The sequence below is a fragment of the Bacillus smithii genome (assembly GCF_001050115.1).
Lineage (GTDB): Bacteria > Bacillota > Bacilli > Bacillales > DSM-4216 > Bacillus_O > Bacillus_O smithii.
Genome location: NZ_CP012024.1, coordinates 17501 through 32500, shown reverse-complemented (window position 1 = coordinate 32500; position 15000 = coordinate 17501). Strand labels below are relative to the sequence as shown.

Sequence of the window (15000 nt, the reverse complement as noted above, 5' to 3'; positions counted from 1 at the left end):
ATGCTGGCAACTAAGGTCAAGGGTTGCGCTCGTTGCGGGACTTAACCCAACATCTCACGACACGAGCTGACGACAACCATGCACCACCTGTCACTCCGTCCCCCGAAGGGGAACCCTCTATCTCTAGAGGTAGCGAAGGATGTCAAGACCTGGTAAGGTTCTTCGCGTTGCTTCGAATTAAACCACATGCTCCACCGCTTGTGCGGGCCCCCGTCAATTCCTTTGAGTTTCAGCCTTGCGGCCGTACTCCCCAGGCGGAGTGCTTAATGCGTTAGCTGCAGCACTAAAGGGTGGAAGCCCTCTAACACTTAGCACTCATCGTTTACGGCGTGGACTACCAGGGTATCTAATCCTGTTCGCTCCCCACGCTTTCGCGCCTCAGCGTCAGTTACAGACCAGAGAGCCGCCTTCGCCACTGGTGTTCCTCCACATCTCTACGCATTTCACCGCTACACGTGGAATTCCGCTCTCCTCTTCTGCACTCAAGTCTCCCAGTTTCCAATGACCCTCCACGGTTGAGCCGTGGGCTTTCACATCAGACTTAAGAGACCGCCTGCGCGCGCTTTACGCCCAATAATTCCGGACAACGCTTGCCACCTACGTATTACCGCGGCTGCTGGCACGTAGTTAGCCGTGGCTTTCTGGTCAGGTACCGTCAAGGTACCGCCCTGTTCGAACGGTACTTGTTCTTCCCTGACAACAGAGCTTTACGATCCGAAGACCTTCTTCGCTCACGCGGCGTTGCTCCGTCAGACTTTCGTCCATTGCGGAAGATTCCCTACTGCTGCCTCCCGTAGGAGTCTGGGCCGTGTCTCAGTCCCAGTGTGGCCGATCACCCTCTCAGGTCGGCTACGCATCGTCGCCTTGGTGAGCCGTTACCTCACCAACTAGCTAATGCGCCGCGGGCCCATCTGCAAGCGGCAGCTTGCGCCGCCTTTCAACCTTCCTTCATGCGAAGGAAGATATTATCCGGTATTAGCCCCGGTTTCCCGGAGTTATCCCCGTCTTGCAGGCAGGTTGCCCACGTGTTACTCACCCGTCCGCCGCTAACTTTCAAAAAGCAAGCTTCTTGAAAGTCCGCTCGACTTGCATGTATTAGGCACGCCGCCAGCGTTCGTCCTGAGCCAGGATCAAACTCTCCAAAAAGAAATTTGACTTGGCTTGTTTCTATCGAAACATTGGTTTACGCTTCGTTTTGTTCAGTTTTCAAAGATCAATTTCCTGTCAACTTTTAAATAATATCACAAATCTAAGTTTATGTCTACTGTTTTTTCTTTTTTTCAAGAACTAACAGCGACGAGATATATATTATCACCATTAAATATAGCTGTCAATACTAATACTACATTTTTTTAAAAAGTGTAAAGAAAATTATTCGGTCCAATATGGTAATATCATCATTTTACTTAAGTTACAGCTCTTAATAACAAAAACAAAGAGAATGAAATCTAGTTTCACAAGTCCATTCGATCATATCCAGTAGATTTTTCAAAAGCATGCCTTCACTTTGAACAAGAAGCCGTGTAACAAAAAGATAATCGTAAAAAACAATTGGGATAAGCAAAATGAAAAAGCAAATCGGCGCCACCCGCATAGCAGGTGGTTTATTGTTTCGCACGCTATCGCGAGCTCAACTTACTAAAGTCATAACAAAACAGAGTCGCCCTTGTTGGACGTCTCTGTCTGGTTCAACATACCTTTCAAAAACATTTAAAGAAATTCCAAATAAATGATGATTTCCATTACGAAAAGAAAATATCTCAAATTCCAACATACCCGCCCGTGCAAACAGCTCAGCTGAAAAGCAGGTATCGATTCAATCATCGTACAAACATTACGAAAGAATCCATAACTGAATGGCGGCAAGGGCGCAAACTCCCGGAATTCCCAAAAGACCGGCTATAAAAGAAGTTGCTAGGTTAATAGGGACATGCAAACTATACTGGTTGCCGAACAAATTCAGAAGAAATAAGAATAGAGCACCGATGGCCCCCTTTATAACAATGTTGCCTAAAAATTTTAACGGTTTGACATTTGCTTTAAAAGCAATCCACAACAAAAGCAAGATCGCCAATATCCCCAATGAATAAGCAAATTCCAAAAAAGCCCCTCCAATCTCATAAGTTTGTCCACTTAGGAGATCTTATGAACCAGGCTATCTTTTTATGATAATTTTTCTTTTTTTAGCTTCTCGATAGAGAAAAAAATATTTGGCTTCAGCGATTTTCTTTCGCGTGATCAAATCGAGGCTTTGCTCCATGCTTAGTTTTAAAAAATTGCTTTGCTGCAGCCATTCTTGCCGCGCCGCTTCCATCTGTTCAATAAGTTTGTTGTCAAATTCCGCTTTTAATTTATGTTTCTTCCGAATCAGCACTTACCTTCACCGCCTATATCTCTCTTCTTCCTTCCAGTGCTTTCGACAACGTTACTTCATCCGCATACTCCAAGTCTCCTCCAACCGGAAGTCCGTGAGCAATTCTCGTTACTTTGATACCGGTCGGTTTTAGAAGACGAGAAATATACATTGCCGTTGCTTCTCCTTCGATATTGGGGTTGGTGGCAAGAATCACTTCTTGAACCGTTTCATCTTGCAGCCTTTTTAGCAAACTAGGAATATTGATATCTTCCGGTCCGATGCCATCCATAGGAGAAATAGCCCCGTGAAGTACATGATACAATCCGTTATATTCTTTCATTTTCTCCATGGCAATCACGTCTTTTGGATCTTGGACAACGCTGATTACACTTCGGTCTCTTCTTTCATCCTGACAAATATAACACGGATCCTGATCCGTGATGTGCCCACAGATGGAACAATATCCAAGATTTCGTTTAGCGTCGACAAGCGCTTTGGCAAAATCCAATACTTCATTTTCCTTCATGTCGAGAACAAAAAATGCCAGTCGGGCGGCAGTTTTCGGCCCGATTCCTGGCAGTTTCATAAAACTATCGATGAGTTTTGTAATCGGTTCTGGATAATGCATAATTTCCTCCTAGAACAACCCTGGGATGTTTAACCCTTTTGTAAATTGCCCCATTGTTTCATTCGTCAATTCATCTACTTTCTTGAGTGCGTCATTTGTAGCAGCAAGCACTAAATCTTGCAGCATTTCAACATCTTCCGGATCCACTACTTCTTCTTTTATGATTACGTCCAGCACTTCTTTATGGCCAGAAACAACCACTTTTACCATGCCGCCGCCTGCCGTACCTTCTACTCTTTTTTCACCGAGTTCTTCTTGTGCTTGCTGCATCTTCTTTTGCATTTTTTGCATTTGCTTCATCATATTCTGCATATTGCCCATTCCACGCATCATTTTTATCATCCTCCATTTTTATCTGCTCCATGACCTGCTTTTAGAAAGGTAATTATTCAATGAGCAGGAGCATTCCTATCACTAAAAATAAGCTGACCAAAATACATATTTCTTAAAAAGACTAAGCCAGGATGTGATATACCATGAATATTAATCTTTAATCTCTAGCAAGTCTTCTCCCACAAGCTTCACTGCTTCGGCAATTAGAGGATCTTCCTCATTACGGCTGCCGTCATCGGCGATGTTCTCCTTTTGTTGTCTGATAAAATTTTCGCGAATGATATGCCATTTTTCTTCCGGAATACCCACCGGCACATAGCGAACTCCCGTCAATTCCCCAAACACCGAAGAAATCGCTTCTACAAATTTTGCATTTTCCATCGCCATTTTACAATGAATGTCATATTTAAATTTTAATACAAACGAATCCGGCGAAGCAGCTACTGGTTCCGCATCGTTCAGTAATGCCGCCTGTGACCGCATTTGGCGTTGATTGAGAATTTCGAGCATTTCTCCCCACCGGCTTTTCAATAATTGCAAATCCTGTTTGGTCGCCTCTTTTAAAATATGCTCGATCTTCTTCACCGGCACTTTATAGTCATGGTGCGACCGTACTGGATTCTTTGGCGGTGTTTTCACAGGGGAAGTTTCTTCCGGGGAAAGTCCTCTGCTTCTCAATTCATGCAACTCTTGTTCTAGTGTTTCGATCCTGCTAAGCAGTTTCGACAAGTCCGGCTGAACTTGCGATGCGACTGGTTTTGTTTCCGCTTGAGACATTTTCACGAAAGCTACTTCCAAATATATTCTAGCATGATTCGTGAATTTCATTTCTTGTTGAGTTTGATTTAAAATCTCTATGCAATCATAGATGAAATCAGTCGGAAACTCTCGAGCCAAAGAAATAAATTCTTCATCAGCAGGGTGCTCTAAAGTATCTTCGAGCTGAGGGGCTGTTTTATATAAAAGGAGATCTCGAAAATAATGAATGAAATCCTCCGTAAATCTTGAAGGGTCTTTCCCTTTCATGAATAGACTTTCCAACCCTTCCATTGCTGATGCAATATCTTTTTCCAAAATAGCCCGCCCAAGATGATTCAATGTGCTATGTCCAACGGATCCGGTGACTACAAGGGCATCCTCTTCCGTCAACTTTTCATTGCTGAAGGAAATAGCCTGATCCAATAAACTTAAAGCATCCCTCATTCCGCCTTCCGCTGCCCGAGCTATGATCCGCAGAGCATTTTCTTCGTACGAAACGCCAGACTCATCTGCGATCAGCTTCATTCTTTCCACAATCGCTTGGGTTGTAATACGCTTAAAATCAAATCTCTGACATCTTGAAATAATGGTCAGCGGAATTTTATGAGGCTCCGTTGTAGCTAAAATAAAAATAACATGTTTCGGCGGTTCTTCCAACGTTTTCAGCAAAGCATTGAAAGCGCCAATCGACAACATGTGAACTTCATCAATAATGTATACTTTAAAAGGAACCGCACTCGGCGCATATTTGACTTTATCTCGAATATCCCTAATATCATCCACTCCCGTATTGGAAGCGGCGTCAATTTCTATTACGTCCGGTATCGATCCATCCGTAATTCCTTTGCATGCGCTGCATTGATTACAAGGCTCCATAGTTGGTGCATGCTCACAATTGACGGCTTTGGCCAAAATTTTAGCCGCGCTCGTTTTTCCCGTTCCTCGCGGGCCCGTGAACAAATAAGCATGAGAAATTTTTTGTTGAAGGAGGGCATTTTGCAATGTCTTCGTCACATGTTCTTGGCCTACGACATCAGCAAAAGTTTGCGGACGCCAGACACGGTATAAAGCTTGATAACTCATGATTCCCCCTCCGTAAAGTTATGATTCCGTTATCTGATCAGGCAGAAGAATCTCTCTTATCGATTGAAATGAAATTCCAGCAAGGAGTTCTATCATCTTCACTAATGATGAATTGAACCCATTAGACATTGAGAGACAGTCAGCACCGCCAAACGATCATTTTTCCTTCAAATCCCAGATGCAGGAGTCTTACTGGCCCCAAATAAAAAAACATAAATTTTCTGCCTGAGTATGTCTGATTGAGCCAACGAATCGCAACTACAATATACGATTTCCAAATAATAAAAGCTTCACTTTATTATAACCTATAGAAAAAACTTTTTACACCAATACAAAGAGACGATTAGGTAATCAAAAGCGAAAAAGCCCATCCCATGAAAGGATGGACTTTTTTTATTATGTATGAAACTGCCGTGCACCTTCCTTTGACCGACTCCCACAAGCGTTACTTAAGCAGTTAGCTCGGTTCAGGCACCCCTGCGGCACATGAGATGGTCCACTTAATGCTGCTTCCTTCCGGACCTGACATGGTTCGTGGATTCTCATTGCGCAGGACCCAAACGTCAACACCACTTGCTTAAGGCAGACCCTGCAGAATATCGACCGGGGGAAGGGATTCAGTCCCGCTAGAGCGGATTGCGGGTACAGGGCACCGCTACCTCCCCACCTAGCACGGCATAGTTGATACCATATTAAGCACCTTATTGGTGCATATATTAGTATACTAGGTCGACTATAAAAAAGCAACCGATGTTAAGATTTTCATCCTATCATTGATATTTTATATTTATCCCTTATTTTTCTTTTTTTCTTCTCTTAATTTTCGAAAAAAATCCGTCAATATTGCCCCGCACTCTTGTTCAAGCACTCCGGCGGTCACGTCGCATTGATGATTAAAGCGATCTTCTGTCAATAGATTCATCAGCGTGCCTGCGCAGCCTCCTTTTGGATCTTTAGCTCCGTATACTACACGTTCTATCCGTGACAATACAATCGCCCCGCTGCACATGGCACATGGTTCCAACGTAACATACAATGTCGCTCCCTCCAACCTCCAAGAGCCAACGTTTCTGCAAGCTTCTTGAATCGCTAACACCTCTGCATGGGCAACAGCATTTTGGGACGTTTCCCTTTTGTTATGAGCTTTGGCTATGACTTGATTGTTCATAACAATGACTGCGCCTATCGGAACCTCGCCGATTTCTTCCGCCTTTTTTGCTTCTTCGATCGCTATTTTCATAAAAAAAAGATCTTGTTCTTTCATGTGGAACAACTCCTCACATTCGTTTTCGAGGGACAAACATTTCGATCATAAACACTTTTCACCTTAAACAGGGAAAAATCCCATCCTCATAGAATACGAAAAGCAAAAACCAATAAGTGGCGCGGGGAAGAATCCTCTTTTCGCACAGAAAAATGAACATATGTACAGTCAATCATATTTTATATTGCACAGGAAAAGCGGATCCGAATGAATAGCCAAAAATTTCGAATATCTTGCTCGTCTCTGTCATAAACATTTACTAATGAATACATCTAGAGGGGGAATCGGATTGCAAATTCATGTGGTTAGACAAAATGAGACATTAACTAGCATTGCCCGAGAGTATAACATAAACGCAAATGCTATTGAAACGGCCAATCAATTGCCGAATCCCGATCATCTGGTAATCGGGCAAGCGATTGTCATTCCTACTTCCGGGAGCTTTTATACTGTTCGTAGGGGGGACAGCCTTTGGTCCATTTCCCGCAGATATGGCTTATCTCCTGAAGAACTTGCTCGCGTCAACGGAATTTCAGTTAACACAGTGCTAAGAGAAGGATTGCGCCTGTTTATCCCCCCATCACGGAAACGAAATGCAGAATTTAACGCCTATGTTGAGCCTTTCGGAACCTCTGTATCGCCAGAACTCGAATCCAGCGCAAGAGAAGCCGCTCCTTATTTGACTTTTTTGTCTCCTTTTAGTTTTCGAGCAAAAAGGGATGGAACTTTGGACACGCCTCCCCTGGGCAATTTGGCGGCCATTGCTTCACAAAACCGCAATATCCTCGTGATGGTCATTACGAATCAAGAACAGGGCCAATTCAGTGCCGAGTTGGGTCAGATTTTGTTGAACGATCAACAAATTCAAAACCGCTTTCTCCAAAATATTATCTCCCTTTCCAACAGATACCACTTTCGAGACATCCACTTTGATTTTGAATACCTTCGCCCCGAAGATCGGGAAGCCTATAATCAATTTTTAAGAAAAGCAAAAGACCTCTTTTCTCGCCAAGGCTGGTTCATTTCCACTGCTCTTGCTCCAAAAACAAGTGCAGACCAAAAAGGGAGATGGTACGAAGGACACGACTATAAAGCCCACGGAGCCATCGTTGATTTTGTCGTCATTATGACATATGAATGGGGATACAGCGGCGGCCCTCCAATGGCCGTATCACCTATTGAACCTGTACGTCAAGTTCTTCAATATGCTGTTTCAGAAATTCCTTCGCAAAAAATTTTAATGGGGCAGAATTTGTACGGTTATGATTGGACTTTGCCGTTTGTGCCGGGAAGAGATACGGCAAAAGCCATTAGCCCGCAGCAGGCTATTCTCTTGGCAGTAAAATACAACGCCGCCATTCAATATGACCAACAAGCTCAAGCCCCGTATATCGACTACATCGATGAACAAAATCGAAGGCATAAAGTATGGTTTGAAGACGCTCGTTCCATTCAAGCAAAATTTGATTTAGTGAAAGAACTCAATTTAAAAGGCATGAGCTATTGGAAACTAGGTCTTTCTTTCCCTCAAAATTGGCTGCTTCTAGCTGACAATTTCAATCCCGTCAAAAAATAAAAGCGTCATTGAAAGTATGGCTGCCTGCATTCTTCGGTACAGATCAGCTGTGCCTCCAATAAAAGTCTAAACGGATAAAAGATTCTGTTTCAAGAGCAGGGCAAAAAGACATAAAAAAATTCGCTACATAGTTGTAACGAATTTTGTACAATATCTCCAATATTTATGCGCTTGTGAGTGATGGCGGAGGAGGAGGGATTCGAACCCCCGCGCGGTGTAACCCGCCTGTCGGTTTTCAAGACCGATCCCTTCAGCCAGACTTGGGTACTCCTCCATACGGACAAAAAATAATTTATCACAATGAATGAATAGTGTCAATAACCAAAAAAGATAGGAAGAAGGCAGAAGTTTTTTCCTTCTGCCTATATAGTTCCGATGACCCGTTGAAAGCATCTTTTCAATCAGGTCCCTTTCCTTTATTTTTCCGGGCGGATCGCTTCTTTCCCTCCCATATAAGGGCGGAGTACTTCTGGAATGATCACACTTCCGTCCGCTTGCTGATAATTTTCTAAAATGGCTGCTACGGTACGTCCAATGGCCAAGCCAGATCCATTTAACGTATGGACATGTTCCGGCTTTGCATTTTTTTCTCTGCGGAAGCGGATATTCGCTCTTCTCGCTTGGAAGGCCTCAAAATTGCTGCAAGAAGAAATTTCGCGGAACGTATTGTAGCTTGGAAGCCATACTTCAATATCATATTTTTTAGCCGCTGTAAATCCTAAATCCGCCGTACACATGCTCATGACTCGATACGGAAGTCCTAAAAGCTGCAAAACTTTTTCTGCATGCCCTGTCAATTTTTCCAATTCTGCATAAGAATCTTCAGGTTTGACGATGCGGACAAGTTCGACTTTATTAAATTGGTGCTGACGGATTAATCCCCTCGTATCTCTTCCCGCCGAACCCGCTTCAGACCGGAAGCATGCACTGTATGCAGCAAATGCAATGGGCAGCTGGTCGCCATCCAAAATTTCATCCCGGAAGTAATTGGTGACAGGCACTTCAGCTGTAGGAATGAGGAAATAATCCTCTTTTTCAATTAAAAAGGCATCTTCTTCAAATTTCGGCAATTGTCCAGTACCTGTCATACTGGCGCGATTGACCATATAAGGAGGGAGAATCTCTTCGTATCCGTGCTCTTCCACATGAAGATCGAGCATAAAACTGATTAACGCTCGTTCCAATCTGGCGCCTAACCCTCTATAAAACACAAACCGGCTTCCTGTCACTTTAGCCGCTCTTTCAAAATCTAAAATACCTAATTGATCAGCAAGATCCCAATGCGGTTTCGGTTCAAAATCAAAGGTTTTGATATCTCCCCACCTGCGGATTTCCACGTTGTCATCCTCAGAATCGCCAACCGGTACGCTTTCATGTGGAATATTCGGAATGGATAACAACAACTGCTGAAGTTCTTCTTCTACAGTTTTCAATTGATGGTCCAACTCTTTAATTTCGTCCCCGACTTCTCGCATCTCTTGAATCAAGTGGTCAGCATTTTGCTTTTCTCGCTTCATTTGAGCAATTTGTTGGGACACATTATTTCTTTTGCTTTTCAATTGTTCGCTTTTCGTAAGAAGCTCTCTCCGCTTTTGATCTAGCGTTTCAAACTTTTCAAAATCAGATAAATCTTCTCCACGGTGCTGCAGACGTTCTTTTACTTCTTCAAAATGATTGCGTAAATACTTGATGTCTAACATTATCGCCACTTCCTTTCCAACGTTTTTATATCCATGAATTCGAACAATCAACTAGACGTTGAAGCTTCCAGGCTCCACCGGTTTCTCTGAATCCACAAAAAAACTCTCATCCCTGTATAAGGGACGAGAGTAACCCGCGTTGCCACCCTAATTGAAAGTTGCACACTTTCCACTTCATCTGGATAACGGCGAGAACCGGAAATGCCTACTCATTTTTTCAGCATTCCACTCCAGGATGGATTCACAAGCATCCCGGTTCGATTTCCACCGACCATCGACTCTCTATGCCAGGGATGTCCTGCTACTATTTCCTTTCATTGCTTTGATCTTCTTTAATTTTCAAGACCAATTTACTATAATTTTCGTTCTCTCGCAAGTTGTTTATACGCGAGCTTGTTTGGCTTCTTTTACCATGTTCAAAAAATACTTCGTAAACCGATAATCATCCGTTAATTCCGGGTGGAAAGAACATCCTAATAGATTGCCTTCCCGTGCCGCTACAATCCGATCTTCATGTTTTGCGAGCACTTCGACATTAGGGCCGACTTTCACAATATGCGGAGCACGAATAAATACTGCCGGGAAAGACTCGCCAACGTCTTTAATATCAAGTTCAGCTTCGAAGCTTTCCCGCTGTCTACCAAATGAATTTCGTTCCACCGTCACATCCATGAGTCCTAAGTGCGGTTGTTGATAACCGACAATTTCTTTCGCCAGTAAAATAAGGCCGGCACATGTTCCAAAAATCGGTTTTCCGCTATTGGCCAATTCTTTAATAGGTTCTAAAAATCCATAGCGGTCGATCAGCCGTCTCATTGTAGTGCTTTCTCCCCCAGGAAGAATCAGCCCGTCCAAATCTTTCAACTGATCGACTTTTTTAATTTCAAACGCTTCTTCGCCGCATGCTTCGACAGATCGAATATGTTCACGAACAGCACCTTGAAGTCCTAGTACTCCAATTTTCATGTTGTTTAACCCCTTACCAACCGCGCTCTTGCATCCGGTTTTCCGGAGAAAGCGTGGAGATTTCCATTCCTTTCATCGGAATTCCTAAATTCTTCGATAATTCTGCAATTAATTCATAATCTTGGTAGTGAGTCGTTGCTTCTACAATCGCTTTTGCAAATCTTTCCGGATTTTCAGATTTAAAGATACCAGAACCGACAAATACTCCGTCCGCTCCCAATTCCATCATAAGCGCTGCATCAGCAGGTGTAGCAACCCCACCAGCCGCAAAGTTGACAACTGGAAGACGACCTTCTTTTTTAATTTGAAGCAATACTTCATAAGGAGCTCCTAATTTCTTAGCTTCCGTCATGAGCTCGTCTTCGCTCATATGAACTACTTTTCGAACTTGCGCGTTGACTTTGCGCATATGGCGAACTGCCTCCACAATATTTCCGGTACCAGGTTCTCCTTTTGTCCTTAACATAGACGCTCCTTCCCCAATACGACGGGCAGCTTCTCCAAGATCACGGCATCCGCATACAAATGGAACCGTAAATTCTTTTTTATTAATATGAAATTCCTCATCTGCCGGTGTCAATACTTCACTTTCATCGATATAGTCTACACCCATCGCTTCCAGCACACGAGCTTCCACAATATGACCAATTCTTGCTTTTGCCATGACTGGAATGCTAACAGCATTCATAACTTCTTCCACAACGCGCGGATCTGCCATTCTTGCTACTCCACCGGCTGCTCGGATATCAGCAGGGACTCTTTCCAATGCCATAACAGCCACTGCTCCTGCTGCTTCAGCAATTTTGGCCTGTTCAGCATTGACAACGTCCATAATGACTCCGCCTTTTTGCATTTCGGCCATTCCTCTTTTAACCCGATCTGTACCTGTACTCACTTGTAATTCCCCCTTCAGACAAGGACGTCTATATAATTATTTGTTAAAAATTTTGAAATATCCGGGTTTTCCGATATGATTGGAGGATCATATGATTCCCTTGAATTTAAATAAACAACAAAAAAAACCTCCTGTCAATACAAGGAGGTCAAAAACTATCAAAACCAGCTTTTAACTGTGGAAAACATTCCATCGAAAAGATCCCCAATACTTCGTAGTGAAAGGATGAACCAGTTCGCTTTATCCACCGCTTTTGCCGTTACAACCGGGATGCTAGCCTTTTTTTCTTCCTCTTTTGACAAGTATCCCAACGGATTGTTGGTTTCAGAATGGAAGGTTAAATAGCCGACTGTTTCACCTTTTTGAACAGGTGCTTTCAAAGCGCCGTTTTTATCAATCTTTGACCTATCCGGCGTGAAAGAAGCGGTATATTTTTTAGGTTCACCTTTTTTTACGAGGTCATAAAAAGGCTTGTTTGTATAAATGGTCACTTCTTTGTCTTTTCCTTTTTCAACCTTTATCGTTTCGTATCCTTTTAATTGTAATTTAGCCGGATAAATTTTTTGTCGAGAGAACTCATTAAACCCATAATCCAACAGTTTTTTCGTTTCGGTAAATCTGGCATTATAAGAACCTTTTCCACTTGGATCCTTTGCATTCATCACAACAGAAATAAGACGTACATTTCCTCGCTTGGCCGTACCTGCAAAACAATATCCAGCAAAATCGGTTGTCCCTGTTTTTAAACCATCCATTCCTTTGTAAGCAAAAACTAATCCCGGCAACATCCAGTTCCAATTTTCCATATTGATTTCATCGGCTGTTCCAGGGCGAAATTTCTTTTTGGGAATGCTGGCTGTTTTTAACACTTCCGGATAATCTTTTATAAGTCGATAAGCTAATTTTGCAGTAGATCTTGCTGTCATCAAATTTTCATCGTTTGGCCCTGAATTTTTCGGATACATTCCTTTTAAATCTTTGTTGCTTAAACCGGTTGCATTCACAAATTTGCACTGCAAGCCAAGTTCTTTCGCTTTTTGGTTCATTAATTTCACAAAGTTTTCTTCGGAGCCAGCAATGGTTTCGGCGATAGCTATTGAAGCAGCATCGGCAGAATAAATTGCCATGGCTTCATATAATTCTCGTATTTTATACTTTTCTCCTAATCGCAGTGGGACATTTGAAAAATTTCTTTCCTGGGAAATTTTATAAACACGATCACTTACTCGATATTCCGTATCCCAGCTGACCTTTTTTTCTTTAATCGCTTCCAAAAGCAAGTATTCTGTCATCATTTTAGTCATACTTGCAATTCCCAACATTTTATCAGCATTTTTTTCGTATAAAATTTTCCCGGTATCTCCATCTATTAGAATTGCAGCTGCAGCGTTAATATTTGGAGTTTCTTCCGCTTGAGCTTGAACGGGAGATTGAAGTAAAACGGTCAATAGCAACAAGCTGACTAAACAGGCGATACTTTTGTAAACCTTCTTCTTTCTCACTCAATAGCCCTCCATCTTTATATGTACACCTTCGATATTTTATCATACTCTCAAGACAAAAAGTAGACAGAGGATTGGACTACTTTTTATTTTCGAAACGATCACAATGGGCCCATAGGCATGACTATATCCGTAGAATCTTTTTTCCTTTCAGCTTATTTGAAATGTATTAAGTAATCTGGTTCATTTCGTTTTACGGCAAGAATGAAAACTGATTTTATGATTTTTAAAACTTGAATTCTATTAGATTACTAAAGGACTCCCTTTCATTGTGACCTACTTTTAGACCAGAAAAAATAAACGGCGGCAGGGCTATTTCCCTACCGCCTCGAGATTTGTCATGTTGACATCAAAAGCAGATTTCAATCATTAAGACAAAGAATAATTTGGGGCTTCTTTCGTAATTTGGACATCATGCGGATGGCTTTCTCTTAATCCAGCACCTGTCATCCGGATAAATTGAGCATTTTCTCTCAATTCTTCCAAATTTTTGGTTCCACAGTATCCCATGCCCGAACGGATTCCGCCAACCAGCTGATAAATCGTGTCAGCAAGCGGTCCTTTATAAGGAACACGACCTTCAATCCCTTCCGGAACTAATTTTTTGGCATCTTCTTGGAAATAACGGTCTTTTGAACCACTTTCCATCGCACCGATCGAACCCATTCCTCGATACACTTTAAAACGTCGTCCTTGATAAATTTCCGTTTCTCCAGGGCTTTCGGAAGTTCCAGCCAGCAAGCTTCCTAGCATAACAGCATGCCCTCCGGCAGCCAACGCCTTGACAATGTCTCCGGAATATTTGATTCCACCGTCCGCAATAATCGCTTTTCCGTATTTTCTTGCTTCCGTTGCACAATCATATATCGCTGTTATTTGCGGCACGCCTACTCCAGCCACAACGCGCGTCGTACAAATCGAACCAGGTCCGATCCCAACTTTCACAATGTCTGCCCCTGCTTCAATTAAAGCTCTTGTCGCTTCTGCAGTTGCAACGTTACCGGCAATAATATTGAGTGTCGGATAAGCGGCCCGTATTTCTTTCACGGTATTAATAACTCCTTGCGAATGGCCATGCGCGGTATCAATGACAATGACATCGACATTCGCCTTTACCAACATCTCCACACGTTTCATCGTGTCTTTCGTAACACCTACAGCAGCACCCGCTAAAAGCCGTCCTTTCTTATCTTTCGCAGAGTTCGGAAACTCAATCACTTTTTCAATATCTTTAATCGTAATTAATCCTTTTAATACACCGTTCTCATCAATCAATGGCAGTTTTTCAATTTTATGCTTCTGAAGGATTTTTTCAGCTTCTTCTAATGTCGTCCCAACCGGAGCCGTTACTAAATTCTCTTTTGTCATCACTTCAGAAATCTTGATGGAATAATCTTGTACAAACCGTAAATCCCGGTTCGTAATAATGCCGACTAATTTTTGTTCTTGTTCATTGTTTACAATCGGGACCCCGGAAATTCTATACTTGCCCATCAAATGTTCAGCATCATACACTTGATGTTCAGGCGTTAAAAAGAAAGGATCCGTAATGACGCCGCTCTCTGACCGTTTCACCTTGTCAACTTGCTCCGCCTGCTGTTCAATGCTCATATTTTTATGAATAATCCCCAATCCGCCTTGACGAGCCATGGCAATCGCCATTTCCGCTTCCGTTACGGTATCCATACCAGCGCTGATAATAGGAATATTTAACTTCAATGTTTCTGTTAAAGAAACACTTAAATCCACGTCTCTTGGCAATACATCCGACTTTGCAGGCATCAACAGAACATCGTCAAAAGTTAGTCCTTCTTTTACAAATTTGGTTTCCCACATTTTTTCTCGCCCTCCTAGTCCAAAATATTATTAGTAGGTTATCAATTGGATAAAATACTGTCAAGATATCCACAATAAGTTTGATTTTTCAAACATTTTGGG

The 15000-nt window shown here is 42.5% G+C and carries 12 protein-coding genes, 1 tRNA gene, 1 rRNA gene, 1 other RNA gene and 1 other annotated feature (1 of these 16 running past the window's edge); of the genes, 1 reads left to right on the top strand and 14 read right to left on the bottom strand.

The genetic code is table 11. The annotated features are described in order from the left end of the window. From BSM4216_RS00130 to tadA, 8 genes are all read right to left on the bottom strand, one after another. Positions 1–1146: ribosomal RNA gene (locus BSM4216_RS00130) — 16S ribosomal RNA — on the bottom strand (it extends 409 nt beyond the left edge of the window). Between the two features lie 688 nt (positions 1147–1834). Further along, the gene (locus tag BSM4216_RS00125; protein ID WP_003352257.1) at positions 1835–2101 is read right to left on the bottom strand and encodes a pro-sigmaK processing inhibitor BofA family protein; all 267 of its coding nucleotides are present in this window, start codon (positions 2099–2101) and stop codon (positions 1835–1837) included. Positions 2102–2155: 54 nt separating this feature from the next. After that, a complete protein-coding gene (locus BSM4216_RS00120) occupies positions 2156–2374 on the bottom strand; it encodes a YaaL family protein (RefSeq protein WP_003352258.1) in 219 nt (72 codons plus the stop codon). Between the two features lie 13 nt (positions 2375–2387). Continuing rightward, on the bottom strand, positions 2388–2984 hold the full coding sequence (gene recR, locus BSM4216_RS00115) for a recombination mediator RecR (RefSeq protein ID WP_003352259.1): 597 nt from the start codon (positions 2982–2984) through the stop codon (positions 2388–2390). A gap of 9 nt (positions 2985–2993) precedes the next feature. Beyond that, complete coding sequence (locus tag BSM4216_RS00110; RefSeq protein WP_003352260.1) at positions 2994–3317, bottom strand: YbaB/EbfC family nucleoid-associated protein; 324 nt, start codon at positions 3315–3317, stop codon at positions 2994–2996. Between the two features lie 150 nt (positions 3318–3467). Beyond that, entirely contained in the window at positions 3468–5159 is a 1692-nt protein-coding gene (gene dnaX, locus BSM4216_RS00105; RefSeq protein ID WP_048622320.1) for a DNA polymerase III subunit gamma/tau, read from the bottom strand. A gap of 411 nt (positions 5160–5570) precedes the next feature. Next, an RNA gene (gene ffs / locus BSM4216_RS15940) (signal recognition particle sRNA large type) lies at positions 5571–5835 on the bottom strand. Positions 5836–5946: 111 nt separating this feature from the next. Continuing rightward, positions 5947–6423, bottom strand: a complete 477-nt coding sequence (gene tadA, locus BSM4216_RS00100) for a tRNA adenosine(34) deaminase TadA (protein ID WP_003352262.1) — start codon at positions 6421–6423, stop codon at positions 5947–5949. Positions 6424–6712: 289 nt separating this feature from the next. Here tadA and BSM4216_RS00095 point away from each other — a divergent pair, with 289 nt between their 5' ends. Next, on the top strand, positions 6713–7999 hold the full coding sequence (locus BSM4216_RS00095; RefSeq protein ID WP_048622319.1) for a glycoside hydrolase family 18 protein: 1287 nt from the start codon (positions 6713–6715) through the stop codon (positions 7997–7999). Between the two features lie 181 nt (positions 8000–8180). Here BSM4216_RS00095 and BSM4216_RS00090 read toward each other — a convergent pair. From BSM4216_RS00090 to guaB, 6 genes are all read right to left on the bottom strand, one after another. Further along, positions 8181–8273 (bottom strand) — tRNA-Ser (locus tag BSM4216_RS00090). Between the two features lie 142 nt (positions 8274–8415). Further along, the gene (gene serS / locus BSM4216_RS00085; protein ID WP_003352267.1) at positions 8416–9699 is read right to left on the bottom strand and encodes a serine--tRNA ligase; all 1284 of its coding nucleotides are present in this window, start codon (positions 9697–9699) and stop codon (positions 8416–8418) included. A gap of 116 nt (positions 9700–9815) precedes the next feature. Continuing rightward, positions 9816–10026: a binding site (T-box leader), on the bottom strand. 54 nt (positions 10027–10080) lie between these two features. Next, complete coding sequence (gene pdxT / locus BSM4216_RS00080) at positions 10081–10665, bottom strand: pyridoxal 5'-phosphate synthase glutaminase subunit PdxT (RefSeq protein WP_003352268.1); 585 nt, start codon at positions 10663–10665, stop codon at positions 10081–10083. 13 nt (positions 10666–10678) lie between these two features. Next, the gene (gene pdxS, locus BSM4216_RS00075; RefSeq protein WP_003352269.1) at positions 10679–11560 is read right to left on the bottom strand and encodes a pyridoxal 5'-phosphate synthase lyase subunit PdxS; all 882 of its coding nucleotides are present in this window, start codon (positions 11558–11560) and stop codon (positions 10679–10681) included. A gap of 158 nt (positions 11561–11718) precedes the next feature. Next, positions 11719–13062, bottom strand: coding sequence for a D-alanyl-D-alanine carboxypeptidase family protein (locus BSM4216_RS00070; RefSeq protein ID WP_003352270.1), 1344 nt, complete (start codon positions 13060–13062; stop codon positions 11719–11721). Positions 13063–13431: 369 nt separating this feature from the next. Then, on the bottom strand, positions 13432–14898 hold the full coding sequence (gene guaB / locus BSM4216_RS00065) for an IMP dehydrogenase (protein ID WP_003352272.1): 1467 nt from the start codon (positions 14896–14898) through the stop codon (positions 13432–13434). Between the last annotated feature and the right edge of the window lie 102 nt (positions 14899–15000).

Coding starts and splice junctions, on each gene's coding strand:
- recR (WP_003352259.1), bottom strand. CDS start 2,984: ATGCATTATCCAGAACCGATTACAAAACTCATCGATAGTTTTATGAAA.
- BSM4216_RS00110 (WP_003352260.1), bottom strand. CDS start 3,317: ATGATGCGTGGAATGGGCAATATGCAGAATATGATGAAGCAAATGCAA.
- dnaX (WP_048622320.1), bottom strand. CDS start 5,159: ATGAGTTATCAAGCTTTATACCGTGTCTGGCGTCCGCAAACTTTTGCT.
- tadA (WP_003352262.1), bottom strand. CDS start 6,423: ATGAAAGAACAAGATCTTTTTTTTATGAAAATAGCGATCGAAGAAGCA.
- serS (WP_003352267.1), bottom strand. CDS start 9,699: ATGTTAGACATCAAGTATTTACGCAATCATTTTGAAGAAGTAAAAGAA.
- pdxT (WP_003352268.1), bottom strand. CDS start 10,665: ATGAAAATTGGAGTACTAGGACTTCAAGGTGCTGTTCGTGAACATATT.
- guaB (WP_003352272.1), bottom strand. CDS start 14,898: ATGTGGGAAACCAAATTTGTAAAAGAAGGACTAACTTTTGACGATGTT.